We start from the raw sequence: 24,585 nt of genomic DNA on the forward strand, positions 1-24,585 counted from the left end.
AAATCAAATCTATATGCCAGAATATGACATAATTCTATACAAAAAAAATATATACTTGCATTCAACACAAAAGAAAAATCACATGCATGAAAAGACAGGGGAAGGTCATAATAAGGGCAGCAAAAGAATAACAGGGGGTGCAGTTTGTGGCAGATAAGGATTTCCGCAAGCTGAAACGCTGGGAGTTGATTGAAATTATAGAGGGACTCCAGAAGGATTTGCAGGAAACTACAGAAGAAAATGACGGGAATAAGGACAAGAAAATAGAATTAGATGTGGCACTTCAAAGTATACGGGCGGAACAGGCTCACAGAGAGAAGAAGCAGCATCTTTTCAGTGCACTCGGAATACTGCTTGTGGTGGCAGCAATTTCAGTATTGATTGCAACAAGATTAGTACCGGTATTGCAGGTTTCGGGCAAGAGCATGGAACCGGCATTAGAGAATGGTGAACTGGTAGTAATAAAGAAAACCACAAAAATCAAACAGAGAGATATCATCGGCTTTTACTATCAGAGTAAGATTCTTGTAAAAAGGGTCATAGGAACTGCAGGTGATTACATAGATATAGACGAAGACGGCAATGTATATGTAAATGGTGAAAAATTAGATGAACCATATGCAATAAAGAAAGATTTAGGGGAATGTGATATTGATTTTCCTTATCAGGTGCCGGAGGGCAAATATTTTGTGATGGGAGACCATCGTTCAGTATCGGTTGACAGCCGGAGTTCAGCCATTGGGTGTGTGGCAGAAGATCAGATAATTGGAAAGGTGGCTTTTCGATTCTGGCCATTGAGTAAAATGGGATTCCTTAAATAGGGAGAGATAGGGATATGCAGGAAAATGTAAGAAAACATGTAAAGAAAGCAGAAGAAAAGAGAAAAATCCGCAGAAGAACAAAAATTTTACTGGGGATATGTTGCGTTCTTGTGGCGGTGGGTGTAGTCTGGGGACTGATTCTTCCGGGACTTGCAGCAACAGGAAATAAGGAAACAGAGCAGACATCAGCCGGAGGCACGATTAGTGAGCGTATTAACTTGAGCGTTTCACAGAAGAGTCCGGATGATGGGAAAAATGGACAGACTTTATATGCAACCGTTAGTGCAACCAACTCAAATCCGACAGATACAGAGCTGGTACCGGTTCGTATCCGGATTAGTGATTTGCCGGAAGGAGTTACATTGACCGGTTTTGAAGAAAGTGATGTTATGCAGGTTACCTATAAAGCGGTCAGTGAAACAACAGAAGAAACACTGGAAGTAAAACTGGTAGAAGAGGATGATGAGACTTACATAGAGTTTGAACCACCTGCAGGTTCAACCGTTTCCTTCGATTTGCAGTTTAATTCCTTAAATGGAATTATGGAAAAGGATTCCAAGGTAACATTGACACCGGAGATTCCGGATCAGAAAGACAATGATGTGATTTCTGAACCGGCAGAATTAATCTGGCATGGAACGAATCTCTGGCAGGATTTGAAAAAAACTGTCAGCAAGGAAATTATTCCGGTGAATGGAAAGACCAATACGCTGGAAGGAACATTAGATTATAGAATCACTGCAAACAGTATGAATCCATGCGGAGTTGGTGATACTGGAGCAATCTGGACAGATCATGTAGAGTTGAGTGATGTATTGACATTACCGGATGGAATCAGCTTTCCGGAAGGAACCAAGGTCAGTGAAGATGGTGTTTCCATTGTGGATAGCAATGGAAATGTGATTTTCCAGTTTATTGATCTTCAGGGAGGAACCGTTACAAGCCTGACATTGGATGGAAAAACTGTTACATATAAGATTAGTGTGCCGAACCAGTATATGACAAATGGTGTGCCAACAAGAGAACAGGAGCATCTGAATGTAAGTGCAAGTCTGAATGTATCAAAATTAGTATTAACAGATAATTACATTACAGCAGCCGCAGAAAAAGTAAAAGAGGATGTAATTACAAATCATGTTGATTTTGAATCTGTTCCTTATAAAGAATATGAACACACAAAATTGTCTGCAGATGTAAAGTCAAGACCGGAAATAAAAGAGGACTTTAAAATTGTTAAGACGGCGGATAAGAAAGAAGTAATTGCCGGTGATACCATTAATTATACGATTACGGTAGAAAATACGGGAAACAATCCGATTAAAGGAGAATCTTCAGATGGAAGCGTTTATAAGGTGACAGATAAATTGCCAGAGCATCTGACGTTGACATCGGAGCAGATACAGGCAATCCGTGATAAAGGAGCAGAGTATGACGAAGCAGCCAGAACAATAAGTTTTACACCTGGTACATTAAAAGCCGGTGAAAAGGTCTCATTTACTTTTGCAGCTAATGTAAAAAGCCAGGAAGAAATGGCAAAGTATAAAAATAATACTTCCATTCATAATAAAGCTTCTTATAAAGATAAGAGTTCAACAATAACGGTTATTTATAAAAAGCCGGAACTCATTATTGAAAAGAGCGGTGATAAGAAGAATGTAAAAAATGGTGATTTAGTTACTTATACGATAACGATTGAAAATATGGAAGATTATAAAACCATTGAGCAGACGTTAGAAGATACTCTGCCAAAAGGACTTATTTTCCAGTATGTTATAGATAAGAATGGAGCACAGGTTCCGGAGGGCGAGACGGATTTTGTGGCAGAGTCAACCAATGCGACCGGTGGATGCCGCAATGTTGGCTTAAAGATAAATGATAAAATATTGACATTTTCTCTTGGCAGGCTGAATGCAAAGGAGAAGGTAACCATTAAGTATGTATGTAAGGTTGATGTTAATGAACTGCCGGAGGCTTCTGATTATCATTTTAAGAATTATGTAAAGAGTACTTCAACCGGTGAGAATTCTGAAATTGTAATTGAGACTGAAAATCCGATTACAGTAGATAAGAAGGTTAATGGCGGGGAAGGTGGAGAAACCTTTAAAGCAGAGGAATTATTTAAATACAGCATAACGATTACAAATGCTGATGGAGATGCCGCATATAAGAAAGGCGGACTGTCATTGACAGATGATATGCCATATCATGTCTTTCCTTCGGATGAATACAAGATTTATAAGGCAAAGCAGGCAGGAACGTTAAATTCCAGATATCCTAAAAATGATGAGGAACTGGTAGAGGCTGGTATCAGCTGGAAAGAGTATGTAGAAAATACATCTGACTGGGGAACTTATTATACAAAGATAAATGGTGAATACGTGCAGATAAGGAGATACTGGATTGGCAAGAGCAATGGAATGAATATCAGTGCACATAAAGGAATCCGTTTAATCTGGAAGATTGGCACCATGTCACCGGGTGAGGTAATTGAAAAAGAATTCAATGCTTACATTTATATGGATGATAAAGAGAATGAACAGACGGGAACCTTTACTTATACCAATAGTGCAACCGTAAATGGAATGAAGGATACAGTAACGGCAAAAGGGAAACCGGAAGGGAAAAAGGAGCTGGATCAGGCGGTAGATGTGCAGAAGAGTGTGTGGGCAATTCTGGATCAGTTCCATCAGTGGAAGACCAGCCCGTTAAAAGATAAGTCCATATTCTCTAAGAGTGTAAATGAAGGAAATTATCTCGGAAATTATGTGATTTACAATATTACAGTAACAAATACAGGAGAAGATCCGGTTCATATTGATACATTGGAAGATCATATGGCGGATGGTCTGGAATATATTGGAATACGTCCGGGCCTGGGATATACGCTTCCGGTTCGGATTGAAAAGAGCTATAGTGAACCGATTAAGTCAAACGACTGGAACATGGCACAGGTAACCAATATCGATGGCAGAAGTCTGGTAAGGGATGTTACCATTGCAATGACCAATGATGATAAGGAAAATCATATGGTTACCTTTACGATTGGAGACGATGGCAAAGGTTATGATTTGCCGGCAGGAAAGAATCTTTCATTCTTTGTGATGTGCAAGGTAAGTAAAGACGTGGAATTAGATGTTCCAATTACCAATACCGTGGATTTATTGGTAGATAAGGATGTGGAATATCGTGAGAATCCGAATGACATTACAATGAAAGGAACAAGGGATGATTCCAGACAGAATAACGGCACATCGGAAGATAGAGGAATTGTAGGAGAAAAGCGTGTTATTTCGTCATCTGTAACGATAACACCGAAGGATGTAATTGTTCCGGGAATTACCAAGAAAGCAGTGTCCTATATACCATCTGGTAAAAATGTGGAAGATGCTGTTGAATTGGAAGAGAAGGACAATATACAGCCGAATGTAACGACAAAGTGGCTGTTGGAGTTACGCAACGATGGAACCATTCCGATTTGCGATTATACAATTAAAGATTCTGTTCAGTCTCCGTTCCATATATTGTCGAAAGAAGAGGTAACCAGTGACAAACTTGACCTTGGATTGGAGAAAAATGCTTTTGTACTGACCATTTATGATGAGGATGATAATGTGCTTCATAAGTATGATTTGTCTGAAGAAGTATGGAAGCTGATACCGGATAATGCGACCCACGAGTTTTTACTGTATCTGGAGGGAAAAAAATATCAGATCCCTGCAGGTGGAAAAGCGGAGTTTACGGTATATACCAGAAATACAGTATATGAGAACAAGATTTATGAAAATACTGCATATCTCCTGCCGGATGATCCGTTTGATGATAACAGTGTAAAAATGGGAGAACTGGTGACGGATGACAGTGGAAAATATATTGGAGTAAAAGCTTCTGATTGTGTTTATGCATTGGGTGATTACGGTTCATTCTCATGGAAAACGGTAGAGGAAACCGGTAATTCAGATAACCGGGGAAGCGGCTATCTTGGACTGGAAGGAAAGAATTACATTTATCTGGATGAAGATGGAAAAGATGTGATTTACACCAACAATATTGAAAATGTCAGCAATAACTCCTTTACACAGATGGTTATTGTAGACAGTATGCCACATATAAATGATACCGGAGTACTGAACCAGAAAGAAAAACGAGGAAGTGAATTCTCTGTTGCATATGCCGAAGGACTGGAACTCTGGGTAACTGAGGAGAGCGGCACAAAACGGCAGATGGAAGAAGGCGTGGATTATTTTGTGGAATTTTCAAATCTGGTAAGCTTTACTGAAGCTGATATGTCGGGTACTTCAACAGAACAGTGGCATTCCTTCTGGCAGTCAGATGATGTGTCCTTCCGTATAAAGATGGCAGATACCTTTGCATTAAAGAAGGGCTGTATTCTTACCATGAAATATAATGGAGTAGTAGGAGAGAATGCAAACCCGGGTGAGACTGCATGGAACAGCTTCGCATACCAGTATACGGCAGAAGTAAACGGAAATGAAAAAACACTGCGGGCAGAGCCTCCGAAGGTCGGAGTAAAGATTTATAAGAAACCGGTAATTGAGAAAGACGTTCTGGATGCATATGGAAATGAACTTCCATATGATCAGATGAAAACCTTTACTTTTGTATTATATAAAGGTGACTCAACGGATGAAGCTGATTATATTACAGAATTTGCCGTATGCCAGGGTGGATCGGTTGCATTGAAGACCATTACAGACCAGAATGGCAATAAGGCGTTGGAAGATGGTCAGGTTTACACGGTGAAAGAAAAACTGGTAAATGGTTATGAGTTAGTTGGAATAGGTCAGAAGGGTACAGAATTAAGCAAAGAAAATAAATATACCTTTACCTATTATGATAATCTTGATAGTATTTCGATTCAGGTTAAGAATCAGGAATACGGTTATGAACTTCCGGCAACAGGAGGAACAGGTACTACTGTTTATACTATAGGTGGTGCAGCAATTATGCTTATGTCATCCCTGTTGTATGGATACCGGATGAGACGGAAAAGAGAAAGGGGGGCAGGCATATAAAGCCCCCTTTTGAGGAAATCCGTTTCAGGTATCAAATATATTAAAAGGTCAAAGAAGGAGAAAGAAGATGAAAAAATTGAAAAAACTTTTTGCAGCAATGGTTGCAATGGTTATGGCATTTGCAATGGGTGTTACTGTTTATGCAGCAGACATTACAATTACAAATGGCGCAGCAGGTTCTGAATATGCGGCATACAGATTGCTGAATGCTACAGATGGTGGTGAAGGAAAATTTGCATACACATTAAATGATAAGTATGCAGCAGCATTGAAAGAAGTAACAGGAAAAACAGAAGATAAGGATGTAATTAATTACATTTCAGGATTAGATGCAGATGGTATTCGTGCATTTGCAGATGCAGTATTTGCAAAAATCAAGACATTAGAGCCGGAAGCAAAAACATCCGATGATAAATTTAGCGGTGTTGATCAGGGTTATTACCTGATTGCAGAAACAAAAACAGGTGATGAAGGTGATACCTATTCCCTTGTTATGTTAGACACAGCTGGAAATGACAGCGTAACTGTAACAACAAAGGAAGACAGACCGGAACTTGAAAAGAAAGTAAAAGAGAAAAATGACTCTACCGGTGCAGAAAGTGACTGGCAGGATGCAGCAGATTATGATATCGGAGATAACGTACCATTCCAGTTAACCGGTACGGTAGATGCAAAATATGATAATTATGGAAGTTATTATTATGCATTCCATGATACCATGTCTGACGGACTTGCTTTCAATGCAGATTCTGTAACTGTAACAGTGGACGGAACAGCAGTAACAACCGGCTATGAAGTAGTTACAGAAGATTTAGATGATAGCTGCACTTTTGAAGTTCGTTTTGCAGATTTAAAGAATATCAAAGCAGTAAAAGCTGGAAGTAAAGTAGTTGTAAATTACACCGCAAAACTGAATGAAAATGCAGTAATCGGTGAAGGTGGAAACACCAACGTATCCAAACTGGAATACAGCAACAATCCTTATGGGGATGGCACAGGTGTAACTCCGGAAGATAAAGTTATTGTATTTACATATAATTTAATTGCAAATAAGGTAGACGGTAACAATGCTCCTCTTGAGGGTGCAGGATTTACCCTTTACAAATTAGACAGCACTACAGGTGATTATGTTGCAGTTGGAAATGAGATTACAGGAGTAACAACCTTCTATTTCAAAGGTGTAGATGCAGGCCAGTATAAATTGGTTGAGACAACTGTTCCGGCAGGATACAATAAAGCAGATGATCTTGTATTTTCAGTAGAAGCAACCTATGATACAACATCAGATAATCCGGAATTAAAGACATTAGTAGTAAAGGATGCTTCTGGAAAGGTTGTTTCAGAAGGAACAGAAGCAATCTTTACAGCAACTTTAAGAACAGGTGCTGTATCCACGGATGTACAGAACTTAAGTGGAACTGAACTTCCTGCAACTGGTGGTATCGGTACTAAGATTTTCTATACCGTAGGTGCAATTATCATGATTGTAGCAGCTGTATTGTTAATCGCAAGAAAACGTACTGCAAAAAACTAGAATTTTAAGATGAACGGCGGTAATTCACCGGGAATTTCCGGTGAACCGCCGATTTATACACGAACGAGACTGGAAGAAAATTCCCGCTCGCTGGGACTTTGACAGCATTAGGGAGAAATCTATGAAGAGGACATTAAAGAAATTATTTAAGAAAGATAAACTGAATGTAATGTTAGTGTTTGTTTTTATCATAGGTCTCTCCGTGATGCTGTATCCACCAATTAGTTCTTACTGGAATTCAAAAGTCCAGTCAAGAGCCGTTGCGTCTTATAGTAATGCCGTAAAATCACTGACAGAAGAAGAAAAAGACACAATGTTAAAAAAAGCTGATACCTACAATGAAAAATTAAAGGATGTGAACCGGCCATTTCTGAATTATGCAGAGGCAGGCGATTATAACAGCATTCTTGATATTTCCGGCACCGGCATCATGGGTTATGTTACAATTGAAAAGTTAGGCGTGGAACTCCCAATTTATCATGGAACTTCGGAAGGAGTATTACAGGTTGCAGCAGGCCATTTAGAGGGCAGTAGTTTGCCGGTTGGAGGAGAAGGCACACATAGTGTTCTTTCTGCACACAGAGGACTTCCGTCTGCAAGACTTTTTACAAATCTGGATAAAATGGAAGCAGGAGATACCTTTACCGTTACCGTATTGGATCGCAAACTGACTTATCAGGTGGATCAGATTAAAATTGTAGAACCACAGGAAATTAATGATCTTATAATTGAAGAGGGAAAAGATTATTGTACATTAATGACCTGCACTCCATATGGAATCAATTCTCATCGGCTGCTGGTAAGGGGTGAGCGGATTTCACAGGAGGAAAGCGGTAACTTTGTGACGGCAGATGGATATCTTGTTAATACTTCTGCAGTTGCAATTGTAGTTGCGATTATATTACTGTTCTGGATTTTACTGGGACTTTTGATTTGGCAGCGGTTTAGTTGGAAGAGGAAAAAGGAGTAGGGAATGAAACAGAAATGGAAGCAGAAATTACCTGGAATTCTGCTTGGACTGGTTTTCCTGGTCGGACTGGGAATCTTTGCATATCCGACTGTGGCAGATCAATGGAATAAATACCATCAGAGCAGGGCGATTGCCAGTTATGAAGAAACTGTTGCAGATATGGATGAAGTAGACTATCAGAAGCTTTGGGAGATGGCAGAGGAATATAATTCCCAGATAGGTAATAATACCTTCGATGGGGATGCGTTTTCGCAGGAAGAACAGAATATGAGAGGAAGTAAATACTGGTCCGTATTAAATCCGGGAGATAATGGGATAATGGGATATATTTCCATCCCGAAAATAGAACAGAGACTTCCGATTTATCATGGAACTTCGGAGGCAGTATTACAGATTGGCGCAGGTCATATGTCCGGAACCAGTCTTCCGGTTGGTGGTGAGGGAAAACATAGTGTACTGGCAGCACACCGCGGACTGCCAAGTGCGAAACTTTTTACCGATATTGACCAGCTTGTAGAAGGTGATAAATTCTATGTGCATGTACTGGATAAGGTGCTTGCATATGAAGTGGATCAGATTCTGCCGATGGTAGAAAAGGATGATACGGATACTTTGACAGAGGCAATGAAGAATGTCGAAGGGGAAGATTATGTAACACTTTTCACCTGCACCCCATATGGTGTAAACAGCCATAGACTGCTGGTGCGTGGTCACAGTGTCCCGTATAATGGAGAGGATGATGAGAAGGCAATAGCCAATGAATCTATGCTTCAGACGGTGAAAGATTATTATATGTTATATGCAATACTGGCAGTTGCAGCAGCAATTCTGATTACAGTTTTGATAAAGATTATTCGAGATAGAAAAGTTTCAAGAGGTTCTAAGGAGGGTGGAAAATGAAAAAGTTAAAAATAAAGAAAGGGTATATTGCGGGATTACTGACGTTGTTTTTGGCAGCGGCAGGATTACATGTGGCATCTGCATATGCCACCAATGTAATAGACCCGGCAGAACCGTGTACTTTGACTTTATCTGTGCCGAAGGGCGAAGAATATACGGAAGAACTGAATGGGATGGAACTGCATGCTAAAATATATCAGGTAGCGACTGTGGATGCAGCAGGAGAGTACAGCGAAACATCAGAATTTAAATCCCTCGCTGTAAAAGATGCGGTAAATGGAGATGCTACATGGGAAGAGATGACAGCGAAGGCAGCGGAGCTCGCTTCGGATAAAACCCCGGATACAGATTGCGCGATTACGGATGGAACAGGAGAGAAAGAACTGAATTCTGGGATATATCTTGTTGTGGTAGAATCTGCATCAACCGGTTTTTATGAGTATAATTTTAATCCAGGTCTGATTGCGTTGCCGGATAATCAGGCATTGCATTCTGCAGGCGCAGAAAACAAATGGATTTATGAGGTTAAAGCAAATTTAAAACCGGAACGTTCTCCACGGTATGGAAGTCTTCTTATACAGAAAAATCTTGATAACTATAATGAGACAATGAAAGAGGTAACCTTTGTATTTTCGATAGAAGCAGTAGATGAAAATGGTAATACGGTATACAGTAATGTAGTATCGACCACACATTCATCGGCAGGAACGAAAGCGGCAATTGCAGATCATATTCCGGCAGGTGCAAAAGTTACTGTGACAGAGGTATATAGTGGGGCTGGTTATAGACTGGTAAGTGAGCCACAGCAGACAGCAGAAATCAGTGCGGATGAAATCGTAACAGTGGAGTTTGATAATACATATGACCATGGATTGAATCCGGGTTACGGAGTGACCAATCATTTCGATTATGATGAAGATGAGGGATGGCAGTGGACACAATTACCGGATAATAGTGTAAAGGAAGAATAAAGGAGGCTGGAATATAAGATGATGAAGAAAAAAACAAAAGTGTTCTGGCTGACTGCAGCAGCATTGGTATTCCTTGCAGGGGCAGCAGTGCCACCGGCAATGGCGTATTTTACAACTTATGTGGAAGCGGAAGGAGGATATCCGATTACACTTGGTAATGAAACTACAATAGAAGAAAAAGTTGAAAATATGGAGAAGCATATCGTACTTACAAATACAGGAGAAAGTGATTGCTTTGTCAGAGTAAAGGTATTCGCAGGAAGTCAGATTACATTAACTATGTCCGGCTCGTCATGGAATCAGGGCGAAGATGGCTATTGGTATTATAGTGATATTGTTCCGGTAAGTGGCAATACAGAAGAACTTTTAGCCCAAATAGCAATACCGGAGGAATATAAAGAGAGTTTTAATGTAGTGGTCGTTCAGGAGTGTACACCGGTTCTCTATGAAGAGGATGGAACACCATATGCAGACTGGAACCGGATTGCAGATACCAGAACAGATATAGGAACTGCAGATGCAAGGGAGGCTGGTGAAGAATGAGCCGATTGAAAAAAGTAATGAAGGGAAGAAAAGGAACCTTTTTATTATTGGGTGCAGCAGTACTTCTTCTGGCAGGAAGTGCGGTTGGAAGTGCGAGAGCAGCACTTACTTACTATAGTGAGAATTATACCGCACAGATGGAAATGTATGATATCGGAGTGACTCTGGTGGAAGAATCTGCCAAGGGTTCTAAGGATATCAGCAGCCGTGATTATGCAGGAAGTGATGATGCCTGGAAGCAAAATCAGGGAGCACTTCTTACAGATATGCTGGATGAGACCGATGGAAAGCTGGTAGCCGGAAGAAATTATAAGGAAGCACTTTCCGTAAAAAACAGTGGCAATATTGATGAATATGTCCGTGTGAGAATTTATAAGAGCTGGAGGAATGAGGATGGAAGCAAGGAAACAACACTTGCTCCGAGTTTGATTGAATTAAACCTGACCCAGAATGGCTGGATTGTGGATGAAAATGCATCTACGGAGGAGAGAACTGTTCTTTACTGGCCATCGGTATTGAAGGTGGGTGAGAGTACACCGGCATTTTCTGATACTTTAAAGATTGATAATTCCATAACGTCAAAGGTAACGGAGCATACAACGGAGGAAAATGGACTTAAGACCACTACTACAACATTTAATTATAATGGGGTTTCCTTTCATGTAGAGGCAGAAGTGGATGCCGTACAGACACACAATGCGCAGGATGCGATTAAGAGTGCCTGGGGAGTTGATGTTTCTGTTGATTCCAATGGAAATCTGACATTACTGCAGTAAGGAGGAGACTGAGATGAAGAGAAAATGGATTGGTATCATGGCAGCTCTGGCTCTGGTTGCAGCAGCCCCTGTTCAGGTACAGGCAGAAGAGTTTTCCGGCGGTGATGACTGGAACGTAACGTTTGATGGAGAAAAATTAAACAGCACATTTAAAAATGCAGATATTGATGATGCGATATATCAGCTTCAGCCGGGAGATACGGTAAATATCAGACTGGAGTTAAAGAATACCTATGATGGGGATACGCAGTGGTATATGACAAATCAGGTATTACAGAGCCTTGAGGATTCACAGAGTGTGGCTTCCGGAGGAGCGTATTCGTACATACTTTCTTTTACGGCTCCGGATGGAAGTAACCGTATTTTATACAGCAGTGAAAATGTAGGTGGAGATACGGTAGGAGAAAGTGGTGAAGGTCTTCACCAGGCAACCAATGCAATGAAAGATTATTTCTATCTGGATGAGCTTGCGAAAGGTGAAAAAGCAGAGATTGCACTAACCGTAAAGCTGGAAGGTGAGACACAGGGAAATACCTATCAGGATACCCTGGCAAAATTGCAGATGAATTTTGCGGTAGAATTATTATCCAGTGGTTCAACACCATTGTCGAATCATGTGGTTATTAAAACGGGTGACAATAATCAGGTGCTTCTTTTTTCGGCACTTGCTCTGGCGGCAGGACTTGTTTTAGTCGTCCTTTTTGTTGTGAGAGTGAAGAGGACACGAAAAGAAGATGAGGCAGCTGAAAATCGGTTGGAAAAGGAGGAGTAAGGGATGAAGAATAAAATAAAAGAAAGAATAGAACGTATTCTTCGCGGAAGTATTTTATTTACAACATTACTTACACTGGCATTTCCGGTACAGGCATGGGCAAAAGTTGGTGGAAATGAAACAGAATATACCTATACAGTAACGTTATGCTCTGGAAATCAGGGATATTTTTCAGATACGAATGGAATTACAGTAGACAATCATATAACAGGTTCTTCTTATCAGATTGAAAAGGAAAGCCAGGGAGAAAAAATAAAAATCAGTGGACTGAAATATGGTGACCGGGTTATGGTTCGGGCACAGTCCTGTATTCAGCTAAAGGAAGATGGAAAATATTATATTGGTGGAATCCGGGAGAGCGGAAGGGATAATAATACTGTTGGAAAATCTGCCTTTGTGGTAGAATCTGATCAGGAGTATGTAGCAGCATATGCAATTGCGGGAAATATGGTAGCATATACTGTGAATTATCAGGATGCCAATGGAAATGCACTTTCAGACAGTGAGACCTTCTATGGTGCAGTGGGTGACCAGCCCGTGGTGGCGTTTAAATATTTTGAAAATTATCGTCCGCAGGCATATAATCTGACGAAAACCTTAAACAGCAATGAAGCGGAAAACATTTTTACGTTTGTATACACGGCGGATACACAGAGTGCGGCAAACAGTGCAAATGCCGGAAATGATGCAAATGCAGCAAACAATGCAAATGCAGCAAACAATGCAAATGCAGCAAACAATGCAAATGCGGCAAACAATGCAAATGCAGCAAACAATGCGAATGCAGCAGATGATGCCAATGCGGATAATAATCAAGGGGCAGATGGAAATGTAAATATTCCGGATGAAGAGACTCCGCAGGAACTGGTAAATCTTGATGATGAGGAAACTCCGTTAGCAGATATGCAGCAAAAGGATGAGAAGACCAAAAGACCGGCAGGAAATATGCCATTGCTGATTGGTGTAGCATCAGCGGCAGTTGCAGGACTTGTGGCTCTTACTGCTTTTGCATTACGAAGAAAGAAAATGAATGTCAGAGCAGAGGCATTAACGAATGGGAAAAACAAAAAGAAAAAAGAGGACAATAGCCAGAATCTGTAGTATGATAGGAGTATCTCTTCTGATATTGGTGATTCTGATTTGCATACCATTGACATTACCAAGGCTTGCAGGATTTGATATTTATACAGTTGTAACCGGAAGCATGGAACCGGCGATTCCGGTAGGAAGTCTTATTTATGTCAGGGAAGAAGCACCGGCAGAACTTATGGAAGGTGAAGTTGTGGCATACCGCAGCGATACAGATGCGGGAATTATCATTACCCATCGTGTGGTGAAGAACCAGGTGGTGTCCGGTCAGCTGATTACCAAAGGAGATGCAAATGAAGCGGAGGATATTTCCCCGGTTTCCTATGCACAGGTAATTGGAAAAGTAACCCTGACCATTCCGGTATTAGGAGGGATATTTGCAGCTATGGTAACCTTTTACGGTAAAATTGTAATCGTCTCAGTTGTATTACTGGCGGCAATTTTATTATATATAGGTACAGATAGCAGGAATATACAGGAAAAGGAATAGGTGTGTTGTCATGCAGAGGCAGAAGAGCCGGCACAGTAAGAAATATTACCTGATAATATGGATGGCCGCAGGGATATTGTTGATGAGCGGTGCATTGGGAGGCTGTGGCGGAGAGAAGAATTCTCCGGATCAAAGCAGCAATGATATCGCAAAGGGAAATCGCGATGCGACAGCAGAAGTATTACATCCGGAGGCTTCCGGAGAAGTGACTTATGGGACAGATCAGATTGCTATTGATGCATCGCATGCATCCGATGGTTATGTGATGCTTAATTATACCGGAACCAATGAAAAAGTGAAATTCCAGATAGAGACACCGGAAGGGGAAGCATATACCTATCTGGTGACAAAGAATGGAACGTATATTGTATATCCGCTGACACAGGGAAGCGGTACTTACCAGTTGACTTTATATGAAGCTGCATCAGTAGAAGAAAATTTGTATGCAACAGCATTTACCCAGAGTATTGATGTTACCATTACGGATGAATTTGTCCCATTTCTGGCACCTAACTGCTATGTGGATTTTGATGAGAATTCCAAGGCGGTAAAGAAAGGGGAAGAACTGGCAGCAGGCTGCGGCAGTGACCTTGATGTAGTAACCAACATTTATCATTATGTAATTGAAAATATTACATATGATGAAGAAAAAGCAGAGAATGTTGCATATGGATATGTGCCGGATGTAGATGAAACACTTTCGTCCGGAAAAGGAATCTGTTTTGATTATGCAGCATTGATGGCAGCGATGCTTCGTTCGCAGAGAATTCCAACCAAACTTCAGGTAGGATATGCGGGTGAGGCTTATCATGCGTGGATCAGCTGTTATGTGGATGAGATAGGCTGGGTAGATAATATAATATCTTTTGATGGAAAGGACTGGTCTCTTATGGATCCGACCCTGGCAGCCAATAATGATGATGATACCGTAAAAGATTATATTGGCGACGGAAGCCGTTATATTATAAAGTACACATATTAAGAGAGGAAGAAAAGTATGGGAAAAAGTAAAAAACAGCAAAAGCTGTCAAATCTTGAATGTGCATCTTTTTGCAGCCAGATGACAATGGTTCTGCATGCAGGCTTTCCGGCAGTTGAGGGGGTGTCATTATTACTGGAAGATGCAAAGGATGTGCAGGAAAAGGCAATACTTCAGGTAATGTATGATGAAATGATAAATACAGGACTGTTATATCCGGCACTGGAAAAGACCGGTGTATTTCCGGATTATCTTCTTCAGATGGTTAAGATAGGAGAAGAAACAGGTACACTGGATGATGTTATGAATGGGCTGACTCACCATTACGAGCGTGAGGATGAGATCGAGAAGAGTATTAAAAGTGCACTTACATATCCTTTGATGATGGTTGCTATGATGATAGCTGTAATTGTGATACTTTTGACAAAAGTAATGCCGGTATTTGAACAGGTATTTCACCAGTTAGGCAGACAGATGACCGGATTTTCCGGTGGTATGCTGGCATTGGGAAAAACAATTTCGAATTATGCAATTGTATTCATTGCAATAGCGACGGTAATCGTTGGAGTATTTGTTTATTTTGTAAAGAGCAGCAGAGGACGAAGAGCGTTTGCCGGTTTTAGCAGAAAAATGCACTTGTTTCATGGTTTATACGATAAAATCGCAGCATGCCGTTTCGCAGACAGCCTGTATCTGACTTTAAAGAGTGGACAAAATCCGCAAAAGGGACTGGAATTTGCAGACGAATTGATTGCAGATAAGAATTTTTCAAAGAAGATTAAGAAATGCAGCCAGAAAATGGAAGAGGGCGAGGATTTTGCAGCAGCAGTAGGCGGTGCCGGAATATTTGAGGGCTTGTATGAGAGGATGCTGGTGATTTCCGGGAAAACCGGAGAGACCGATGAAACATTAGAGACGATAGCAAGACAGTATGAAAGAGAAATTGATCAGAGAATGTCTTCTTATATTGCAATATTAGAACCGACACTTGTAATTATTTTGTCTGTTATTGTCGGAATGATACTGTTATCCGTGATTCTTCCGTTGATGGGAATTATGGCAGGACTGTAAGAAGGAGATGCATATGGAAGGATTTCGTCGAAAGAGGCTTTTTTTTCATGAAAAAAGGCATTCTGTCTGGGCAAAGATATTATTTACGGTGGCCATTTCCTGTTGTATTATTTTATTGACCTGCCATGGATTGAACCGATTGATGGCGGATAGTAAAGAGGAGGAAAAACGTTCTTTAGAAGAGGCTCTGCAGAGGGAAATCGTGCAGTGTTATGTGCTGGAAGGACATTACCCGGACAGTCTTTCGTATCTGGAAGAACAGTATGGTTTTTCCTATGATAAGGAGCAGTTTTTTGTGGACTACCAGCTGCTTGGAGCAAACATTATGCCGGATGTGACAGTAATTGAGCGCAAGAATTAGAGTGAAGAGGGATGAATATGGCAGAGAGTACCGCCAGAAAACATACAATTGATATATTATTTCCATGGGCATTGTTTGGGCTGCTGGCAATCTGCGGACTTCTGGTGCTTATCCTGGCAGCAGATATTTATCAGGATACGACGACTATGGCAGATGAAAATTATGAAAGCAGAACAGTATTGTCTTATCTTACGGAGAAGATTCATCAGAATGATAATGGGACAGTTACTATTGGTTCGGTAGATGGAACAGACAGTCTTATTATCCGTCAGGATTATGATGGAGAAGAATATTGCACCTATATTTTTGAAGAGGATGGCATGTTGAAAGAGCTTTTTGTCCGGTCCGGAACTGCTGTAAGTACAGCGGATGGAAAGGCAGTCATTCCGGTTGAAGATTTTAAAATGGAAGCTTTGGAAAATGGATTATTGCATTTTTCCTGTACGTCGGAAGATGGGAGAAAAATGGATACTGTGGTGGCTGTTGTCGGCAGAAGACAGGAATAGAGGAAGGCATATGATAGAAGGGCAGGCAAGACGTTCCGGGGTATTTTTACTGGAACTTATGATATCGATTTTATTTTTCTGTATTGCTGCAGCGGTGGGATTGCAGCTATTTGTAAAATCCCATTGCATCAGTGAAGATGCAGGAAATATGAATATGGCAGTACATAAGGCTGCAGCGGCAGCAGAAGTATTCCGCTCCGGAACAGATATGGAAGATTATTTGAAGGAAGAGTATTCTTATTATGAGAAAGAGGATAATACATTTTTGGTATCCTTTGCTGCTGACTGGGAGAACTGTAAGACGAAAGATGCGGAATATACCCTGTGGATTACACTGGGTGAAGCGAAGCAGCGGATGGTCGGTCATTTTGCAGTAAAGCAGAAGGACGGGGAGAAAGATAAGATTATTTATGAAGTGGAACTAAAGAGAGTAATCAGTCAGAGAGAGGCGGCAGAAGATGAGTAAGAGTGCATTATACGAAGAAAAACGCAGACCGCGTATAGCCAGTCCTTTTGGATACTCTTTTTTGTTAGTGGTAGTATTGATTCTGACTTTTTTATTATTCGCAGTGTTGTCATTATCTTCGTCCCTGCGGGATTATAAATACAGTAAACGGGCGGCAGATAAGATGAGTGCCTATTATGAAGCATGTAACAAGGCAAATGATGTCTTAGCAGAGATAGATGCTATTCTGGAAGAATCCGAAAATAAAGAAATGGCGTTGCAGGAAATTTCCGGATTGCCGGAGGTGAAGGATGCAGCTGATACCATAAGCTTTTGTGTGCCGGAGACAGACACACAGGAGTTACGTGTAAAGCTTTCTATTACGGAAGAGACGGATGGAGAGACAGGAGAAATGCTGGAATGGAGCATATTAGAATGGAAAGAAACTGCTACTGATGTAAGACAGGAGGAAACCAGACTTCCGTTGATGGAGCAGCAGAAATAAAGAGATTGGTGGGAAAATTATGGATGTAAAAGAAGTATTACGAAAAGCAGTAGAGGAACACGCATCAGATATATTTATTGTAGCCGGACTTCCGATATCATATCGTTCGAATAATGTAATTATAAAAGAAGAGGGAGAGCGGTTGATGCCTCCTGAGACAGAAAATTATTTAGAGCAGATATATGAACTGGCGGACCATCGTGATATTGACCGGTTATTAAAGCATGGGGATGATGATTTCTCTTTTGCGGTGCAGGGACTGTCAAGATTCCGTGTCAGTGCTTATAAGCAAAGAGGCGCATTATCAGCAGTGGTTCGTGTGATTACCTTTGATTTGCCAAAGCCGGAGGACATTGGAATTCCACAGAATATCATTGACCTTGGTCTGCAGCCAAAGGGAATGGTATTAGTAACAGGACCGGCAGGAAGTGGTAAGTCTACCACGTTAGCCTGCATGGTAGATGCACTGAACCGCCGGTGTGCCAAGCATATTATTACGTTAGAGGATCCGATTGAATATCTGCACAGCCATCAGCAGGGAATTATCAGCCAGCGTGAAATAAATGTAGATACTGAAAATTATGTAACGGCATTGCGTGCATCCCTGCGGCAGAGTCCGGATGTGATTCTTCTTGGAGAAATGCGTGATTACGAGACGATTGGTGTTGCCATGACAGCGGCAGAGACAGGACATCTTATTATATCCACCTTACATACCATAGGAGCGGCTAATACCATTGACCGTATCATTGATGTGTTCCCGGCAAATCAGCAGCGGCAGATTGCAGTACAGCTTTCCATGGTGCTGCAGGCGATTGTTTCCCAGCAGCTTGTACCGGATGTGAATGGCAATGTAATCCCGGCATTTGAAATTATGACTGTGACACCGGCAATCCGCAATATGATTCGTGAGAATAAAGTGCCACAGATTGACGGCATTGTATATTCCTCGAACCGGGAAGATATGATATCCATGGACAGCAGTCTTTTGAAATTGTATCAGGAAGGAAAGATTACAAAAGAGACAGCACTGGTTTATGCATCCAATCCGGAAATGTTACAGAAACGCTTATAAAAATAGCTTGACGAGGCATAGAGAACATGATACAATACAACAGTTGTGAATAGGCGATGGTCCTCTGTTGCAAATGAATGCATTAAGAACATCAAAATATACAGGAGGTCACAAAATGAACGCAAGTGAAATTATTAAGAACATTGAAGCAGAGCAGTTAAAGGCAGATGCACCAGAGTTTCGTGTAGGAGATACCGTTAAGGTTTATGCGAAAATCAAAGAGGGAAACCGTGAAAGAATTCAGGTTTTCGAAGGTGTTGTATTAAAGAAACAGGGCGGAAGCAACCGTGAGACATTTACCGTTCGTAAATTCTCTAATGGTGTTGGCGTAGAGAAGACCTGGCCATTACATTCTCCTAACGTAGAGAAGGTTGAAGTAGTAAGAGCTGGTAAAGTAAGAAGAGCTAAGCTGAATTACTTAAGAGGTCGTATCGGTAAGAAAGCAAAAGTAAAAGAGTTAGTAAAATAAGAATCTGTCAGAGGGACGTGCCAATGTGTATCGTCCCTCTTGTTGTATTTGCGCGAGTAGCGAGAGAAATCGCATGCTTGCATGCAGATTTGGCGAGCACCGCGATAACTCGAGAAACTCGCAAAGCGTGTTTCTCGTAGTTACCACGTATTCGTAAGAAGCTGCCGGTGGCAGTTTCTGTAGATAGATCGAATGATATTTAGGTAAGAAGGAGAACATAAGATTATGCGTAGAGGCAGCGTTCGTGGTCTGAATTTTGGCAGACGTAGAAAGAAAATAAATGTACCACTGCTGAAGGAAATCGGCACCTGGGTCATTGAGATTGCAATTGTCCTGGTGATTTCATTTGTATTTGTATATTTTATCGGACTTCGGACCACTGTGGTAGGACAGTCCATGAACCCTACGATAGAGAACGGAGAAGAGATTCTGGTTAATCGTTTTGTTTATAAACTGAAGAAACCAAAAGCAAATGATGTTATTGTATTTCTCCCAAATGGAAATGAAAAGTCGCATTATTATGTAAAGCGTGTCATTGGAGTACCGGGAGATAAGATACAGATAAAGAATGGAGCAGTCTATGTAAATGGAGAGCTGTTTGATGAAAAAGTAGATACAGCTGCCATTGAAGATGCAGGACTGGCATCCGAAGAGATTACGGTAGGGGAAGATGAGTATTTTGTATTGGGAGATAACCGCAACAGCAGTGAGGACAGCCGTTATGCCAACATTGGGAATGTAAAACGGGAATATATTGTAGGAAAAGCATGGTTCCGGATTTCGCCACTCCGGAAAATCGGTTTTATCAAATAGAAGGACAGTAAGGGAAGAGAGGAAAATAAGATGCAGTTTCAATGGTATCCGGGACATATGACAAAAGCAAAACGTCAGATGCAGGAAGATATAAAACTGGTAGATTTAGTAATAGAGCTGGTGGATGCCAGAATTCCGGTAAGCAGCAGAAATCCGGATATAGATACCCTGGGAAAGGGAAAAGCCCGTCTGATTTTGTTGAACAAATCTGACCTTGCAGATGAAAGAAAAAATGAAGGCTGGACAGAGTTTTTTAAGAAAAAGGGCTATTATGTAGTACGCATGGATGCCAGAAATAAAGGAAGCATGAAGCAGGTGTCTGCAATTATAGCAGAAGCCTGCAAGGAAAAGACGGAGCGTGATTTACGAAGAGGAATCAAGAACCGTCCGGTGCGGGCTATGGTAGTGGGAATCCCGAATGTGGGAAAATCCACTTTTATCAATACTTTTGCAGGAAAAGCCTGTGCCAAGACCGGAAATAAGCCGGGTGTTACCAAAGGCAAGCAGTGGATTCGCCTGAATAAGAATGTAGAACTTTTGGATACACCGGGTATTTTATGGCCAAAGTTTGAAGACCAGAGCGTTGGGTTAAGACTGGCACTGATAGGTTCTATCAAAGATGATATTTTAAATATTGATGAACTTTCACTGGAACTGATTCAGATTCTGCGGGAAGAGTATCCGGGTGTATTAAAGGAAAGATATGGAATGGAAGAAGAGGGAACACCGGCAGAGATGTTGGAGAAAATTGCCTTAAACCGTGGCTGTATCAAAAAAGGAAATGAAGTAGATTATGCCAAAGCCGCTGCACTGGTGCTGGATGAATTCCGTACCGGAAAGCTCGGTAAAATTTCACTTGAAAAACCAGAAGTGGAAGCATAAGATAAAAATAAGAGCAGGAATCAAAAAGAGTTGGAGCAAGACGGAGATATGAAGGAAGAAGAACACGGCAAAAGAGGAAAGGCGGTAAGGGAAAGTGTCAGTTTCATACTATATCTCATTGTGATTGTGGTACTGACATTTTTGATGATACGTTATGTTGGACAGCGGACCAGAGTGGATGGTTCGTCCATGGAAAATACCCTTACCAATGGAGATAATCTGATTGTAGATAAGATATCCTATCGGTTTCATGAACCGGAACGTTTTGATATTATTGTATTTCCGTATCAGTATAAGGAAGACACTTATTTTATCAAACGGATTATCGGAATGCCGGGAGAAACGGTACAGATTACCGATAAGGGAGAGATATTGATTAACGGAGAAGAACTGGTAGAATCTTATGGAAGAGAGGTTATTAAAGACCCGGGACTTGCATCAGACCCGATTACATTAGGTGAGGATGAATATTTTGTGATGGGAGATAACCGCAATTACAGCAAGGACAGCAGGTTCCCGGATGTTGGAAATATCAAGCGGGCGGATATCATAGGAAAAGCATGGCTTAGAATCTATCCATTTGATAAAATTGGATTTATCCGGCATCAGTAATAAAAACGAAAGAGCAGTCAGAGGATAAAGTGATTATGGCAGAAGAGAAGAAAATCGGAGCAATCAAAGAAGAGTTACAGGCAGCAGAAGACAGTATGCTGCCTGATTTTATAGCAAGATATGAAAAAGATGAACGAAGCGGCGTAAAGACCCTTGTGGAAAAAGCACGAAAGCGGATACAGAAGCTTGAGACAGAGTATGCCCGGATTGAAAATCTGAAAAAGTATGAAAAAGAATATGCGGATGCCGGTTATATCTGCGGTATAGATGAAGTGGGAAGAGGTCCGCTGGCGGGGCCGGTTGTGGCAGGAGCTGTGATTCTGCCAAAGGATTGTGACATTTTATATATCAATGATTCCAAGAAACTCAGTGCATCCATGCGTGAAAAACTCTATGATGAAATTATGGAGAAGGCAGTGGCAACAGGAATTGGAATGGCAGGTCCGGGGCGGATTGATGAAATTAATATTTTGCAGGCTACTTATGAAGCTATGCGGCAGGCTATAACGAATTTGAAAGTAAAACCCGATATATTATTAAATGATGCGGTGACAATACCGGGAGTAGATATCCGTCAGGTTCCGATTATCAAAGGAGATGCAAAGAGCATTTCCATTGGAGCAGCCAGTATCATTGCAAAGGTAACAAGGGATCGCATGATGGAAGAATATGCGAAAATTATGCCGGAATATGGATTTGCGGATAACAAGGGTTATGGCTCCGCAGCCCATATTGCAGCAATCAAAGAATATGGACCAACACCAATTCACCGGAGAACCTTTATTAAGAATTTTTACAGTGAATAATTCCAAAGAAATTGGCGATGCAGAGTGGAGTGATTGATATGCAGATTTCAGACATGTTAGCACAATACAACAGAAGTTCGGCTACCGGAGCTACAGCAACAGCCCCGCAGCAGGGGGTTCAGCAGCTGGTATCAGCCGTACGGGAAATGACGGTAGGAAATGTATTTGAAGGAACCGTAAATGATATCAAAAACGGAACGGTTACGCTTGGACTGGCAAATGGCCAGACTGTTCAGGCGAGAATAGCAGCAGGCGTACAGTTAGCCGTTGGTCAGGCGATGTTTTTCCAGGTGAAATCCAATGATGGAACTACCGTTGAAATTCGACCTTATACCAATGGAAATCTCAATAATCCGACGTTGTTAAAGGCACTGGATGCAGCAGGCATTCCGGCAGAACCAAGAATGATAGATATGGTCAATTCCATGATGGAAGAGCAGATGTCCATTGGCAGGGAAAGCCTGATGGATATGGCACGCAGTATTTCTGCGTATCCGGATGCGGATATTAAGTCACTGGTATTGATGCATAAGCTTGACATTCCGATGTCAGAAGAATTTATCCGGCAGTTTGAAAATTATAAATCTGATCAGGCGGCAATCACTTCACAGTTTGATGATGTCTTGGAAAGCATCGGAAAATTATATCAGAACGAAAACCTTTCCGAGACAGAGGCATTGGAACTGGGAAGCCGAATCTATCAGGTGTTGAAGCAGGATGGTTCTTTGGATATGTCTGTAATTGTAAAAGAGGGAGTACAGAAAGGAAGCTGGAGTCCGGTGGAACTTCAGGAAGGAGCCATACTGGAAGGAGCGTCAGAATTTGCTGCCACAGAAATCACAGGAACGGAATTAGCAGAAGCTGAAACGATAGCAGGATCCATAGAAGAAACATTAGATGGCGTGCAGTATTATGCCAGGGGCAGTGTCGGTGCATTGTTTACAGAGGGGCAGATGAAGGATTTTTCAAATCTTCTGAAAGAATTTCCACAGCTTGCAGGCAGTAAATTATTTACCGCAGAGGGGGCTTTAAATGGAAATCTTTCTACGGGTGCATTTCTAAAAGAACTGCATCAGGCACTGGATGAGATAATGGGTTTAACCGGAGGTTCTGCAAAGAAACTGTTTTCCAGTAAAGAGTATCAGAAAGTGCTGGAATATGAGGTAAAACAGCAGTGGACACTAAAACCGGAAGAAATCAAAGGGGATGCTGTCAAGCATCTTTATGAGAAGATGGAAAATCAGATGCAGAAGATGCAGGAGCTGGTGCAGGAATCCGGTCAGAGCAATACTTCCCTTGCGAAAGCAGTAAGTAATCTGCAGGGGAATATTGAATTTATGAATCAGATTAATAATGCCTATCATTATGTGCAGATTCCCCTTCGGATGTCAAATCAGAATGCCCATGGAGATTTATTTGTCTATACTAATAAGAGTGGTGTGGACAGACCGGATGGCGAACTGAGTGCCTTTTTACATCTTGATATGGATAACCTTGGTGCAACGGATGTGTCTGTGCGGATGAAGGATAGAAAGGTGCATACGAATTTTTATCTGGAGGATGAGAAATCCTATGATTTAATCGAAGAACATATGGCTGAGCTGATGCAGCGGCTGCAGGAGAAAGGATATTCCTGTACGGTACAGGTGGAGAACCAGTCCGGAAAGAAAAATCTGGTTGAAGATTTTATGCAGCAGGAGCATCCGTCAGCCGGAATCCTGCATCGGTATTCCTTTGATATGAGGGCGTAATTTATGAAAAATGGAATCTGGCATCCGGCAGACTTTGATGGGAAAAATGCCGGAGAAGCTAAAACAAAAGAAAAAGAGAAAACAAAAGAAAAAACAGCAGTTGCCATCGCATATGAGCCGGGAGAGAGGGCACCAAAGATACTGGCAACCGGTAAGGGGTATCTTGCGGATAAAATTATTGAGAAAGCCAAAGAGGAAGACGTTCCGCTGTATCAGGATAATCAGCTGGCAAATACCTTATCCAGGCTTGAAATTGGAGATATGATTCCGCCGGAATTATATGAAGTAGTGGCAGAGATACTTGTCTTTGTCGATGATATGGATAAGCTGCGCAGTAAATTGGAATAAAAATAGCTGTAACGGCAAACGGGATAGTGGAAATCCAAATAGCAGGAATAACAGAAAGGGGAG

At 41.3% G+C, this 24,585-nt stretch carries 25 protein-coding genes; all 25 read left to right on the forward strand.

Translation table 11 applies throughout. From position 1 onward, the window contains the following. Positions 1–146: 146 nt before the first annotated feature. Positions 147–821 (forward strand): signal peptidase I, encoded by a 675-nt coding sequence (gene lepB / locus DWY37_RS09085; protein ID WP_242997790.1) that lies wholly within the window; start codon positions 147–149, stop codon positions 819–821. A gap of 14 nt (positions 822–835) precedes the next feature. Then, positions 836–5,854 carry an LPXTG cell wall anchor domain-containing protein gene (locus DWY37_RS09090; RefSeq protein WP_118541279.1) on the forward strand — a complete coding sequence of 1,673 codons (5,019 nt, stop codon included), beginning with the start codon at positions 836–838 and terminating at the stop codon, positions 5,852–5,854. Positions 5,855–5,921: 67 nt separating this feature from the next. Further along, complete coding sequence (locus tag DWY37_RS09095; protein WP_118541285.1) at positions 5,922–7,388, forward strand: isopeptide-forming domain-containing fimbrial protein; 1,467 nt, start codon at positions 5,922–5,924, stop codon at positions 7,386–7,388. A gap of 121 nt (positions 7,389–7,509) precedes the next feature. Further along, complete coding sequence (locus tag DWY37_RS09100; RefSeq protein WP_118541277.1) at positions 7,510–8,358, forward strand: class C sortase; 849 nt, start codon at positions 7,510–7,512, stop codon at positions 8,356–8,358. Positions 8,359–8,361: 3 nt separating this feature from the next. After that, the gene (locus DWY37_RS09105) at positions 8,362–9,258 is read left to right on the forward strand and encodes a class C sortase (RefSeq protein WP_118176587.1); all 897 of its coding nucleotides are present in this window, start codon (positions 8,362–8,364) and stop codon (positions 9,256–9,258) included. Next, the gene (locus DWY37_RS09110; protein ID WP_118176589.1) at positions 9,255–10,229 is read left to right on the forward strand and encodes a DUF5979 domain-containing protein; all 975 of its coding nucleotides are present in this window, start codon (positions 9,255–9,257) and stop codon (positions 10,227–10,229) included. The genes DWY37_RS09105 and DWY37_RS09110 overlap by 4 nt, the downstream gene beginning before the upstream one ends. Positions 10,230–10,247: 18 nt before the next feature. Next, on the forward strand, positions 10,248–10,772 hold the full coding sequence (locus DWY37_RS09115; protein WP_022242441.1) for a hypothetical protein: 525 nt from the start codon (positions 10,248–10,250) through the stop codon (positions 10,770–10,772). Beyond that, positions 10,769–11,548, forward strand: coding sequence for a hypothetical protein (locus DWY37_RS09120; RefSeq protein WP_118541275.1), 780 nt, complete (start codon positions 10,769–10,771; stop codon positions 11,546–11,548). The genes DWY37_RS09115 and DWY37_RS09120 overlap by 4 nt, the downstream gene beginning before the upstream one ends. Before the next feature lie 13 nt (positions 11,549–11,561). Then, complete coding sequence (locus DWY37_RS09125) at positions 11,562–12,320, forward strand: hypothetical protein (protein ID WP_022242443.1); 759 nt, start codon at positions 11,562–11,564, stop codon at positions 12,318–12,320. Positions 12,321–12,323: 3 nt separating this feature from the next. Continuing rightward, positions 12,324–13,421, forward strand: coding sequence for a MucBP domain-containing protein (locus tag DWY37_RS09130; protein WP_199650039.1), 1,098 nt, complete (start codon positions 12,324–12,326; stop codon positions 13,419–13,421). Beyond that, positions 13,375–13,899 (forward strand): signal peptidase I, encoded by a 525-nt coding sequence (locus DWY37_RS09135; RefSeq protein ID WP_118541269.1) that lies wholly within the window; start codon positions 13,375–13,377, stop codon positions 13,897–13,899. The genes DWY37_RS09130 and DWY37_RS09135 overlap by 47 nt, the downstream gene beginning before the upstream one ends. A gap of 10 nt (positions 13,900–13,909) precedes the next feature. Continuing rightward, complete coding sequence (locus tag DWY37_RS09140; protein WP_242995097.1) at positions 13,910–14,881, forward strand: transglutaminase-like domain-containing protein; 972 nt, start codon at positions 13,910–13,912, stop codon at positions 14,879–14,881. Positions 14,882–14,896: 15 nt separating this feature from the next. Continuing rightward, positions 14,897–15,949, forward strand: a complete 1,053-nt coding sequence (locus DWY37_RS09145; protein ID WP_118541267.1) for a type II secretion system F family protein — start codon at positions 14,897–14,899, stop codon at positions 15,947–15,949. Positions 15,950–15,962: 13 nt separating this feature from the next. Then, positions 15,963–16,310 (forward strand): hypothetical protein, encoded by a 348-nt coding sequence (locus DWY37_RS09150; RefSeq protein ID WP_117840813.1) that lies wholly within the window; start codon positions 15,963–15,965, stop codon positions 16,308–16,310. Between the two features lie 17 nt (positions 16,311–16,327). Beyond that, positions 16,328–16,816, forward strand: coding sequence for a DUF4860 domain-containing protein (locus DWY37_RS09155; protein ID WP_158552059.1), 489 nt, complete (start codon positions 16,328–16,330; stop codon positions 16,814–16,816). Between the two features lie 10 nt (positions 16,817–16,826). Continuing rightward, positions 16,827–17,282, forward strand: coding sequence for a hypothetical protein (locus DWY37_RS09160; protein ID WP_117698197.1), 456 nt, complete (start codon positions 16,827–16,829; stop codon positions 17,280–17,282). Beyond that, the gene (locus DWY37_RS09165; RefSeq protein WP_117840816.1) at positions 17,275–17,766 is read left to right on the forward strand and encodes a hypothetical protein; all 492 of its coding nucleotides are present in this window, start codon (positions 17,275–17,277) and stop codon (positions 17,764–17,766) included. The genes DWY37_RS09160 and DWY37_RS09165 overlap by 8 nt, the downstream gene beginning before the upstream one ends. A gap of 19 nt (positions 17,767–17,785) precedes the next feature. Beyond that, on the forward strand, positions 17,786–18,841 hold the full coding sequence (locus DWY37_RS09170) for a type IV pilus twitching motility protein PilT (protein WP_117840817.1): 1,056 nt from the start codon (positions 17,786–17,788) through the stop codon (positions 18,839–18,841). A 115-nt stretch (positions 18,842–18,956) separates the two neighbouring features. After that, positions 18,957–19,310: a 50S ribosomal protein L19 gene (gene rplS / locus DWY37_RS09175; protein ID WP_022242453.1), complete on the forward strand. Its 354-nt coding sequence runs from the start codon at positions 18,957–18,959 to the stop codon at positions 19,308–19,310. Positions 19,311–19,535: 225 nt separating this feature from the next. Then, positions 19,536–20,123, forward strand: coding sequence for a signal peptidase I (lepB, locus tag DWY37_RS09180; protein WP_199650041.1), 588 nt, complete (start codon positions 19,536–19,538; stop codon positions 20,121–20,123). Between the two features lie 30 nt (positions 20,124–20,153). Then, positions 20,154–21,005, forward strand: coding sequence for a ribosome biogenesis GTPase YlqF (ylqF, locus tag DWY37_RS09185; protein ID WP_117840819.1), 852 nt, complete (start codon positions 20,154–20,156; stop codon positions 21,003–21,005). A 48-nt stretch (positions 21,006–21,053) separates the two neighbouring features. Further along, the gene (gene lepB / locus DWY37_RS09190; protein ID WP_117840820.1) at positions 21,054–21,617 is read left to right on the forward strand and encodes a signal peptidase I; all 564 of its coding nucleotides are present in this window, start codon (positions 21,054–21,056) and stop codon (positions 21,615–21,617) included. 35 nt (positions 21,618–21,652) lie between these two features. Further along, positions 21,653–22,423, forward strand: a complete 771-nt coding sequence (locus tag DWY37_RS09195; protein WP_118056879.1) for a ribonuclease HII — start codon at positions 21,653–21,655, stop codon at positions 22,421–22,423. Between the two features lie 38 nt (positions 22,424–22,461). Continuing rightward, complete coding sequence (gene fliK / locus DWY37_RS09200; protein WP_158561815.1) at positions 22,462–24,174, forward strand: flagellar hook-length control protein FliK; 1,713 nt, start codon at positions 22,462–22,464, stop codon at positions 24,172–24,174. 3 nt (positions 24,175–24,177) lie between these two features. Continuing rightward, a complete protein-coding gene (locus DWY37_RS09205; protein WP_117698192.1) occupies positions 24,178–24,522 on the forward strand; it encodes an EscU/YscU/HrcU family type III secretion system export apparatus switch protein in 345 nt (114 codons plus the stop codon). The last annotated feature ends 63 nt before the right edge of the window (positions 24,523–24,585 follow it).

The organism is Roseburia sp. AF25-13LB, assembly GCF_003478915.1.
Lineage (GTDB): Bacteria > Bacillota > Clostridia > Lachnospirales > Lachnospiraceae > Roseburia_C > Roseburia_C amylophila.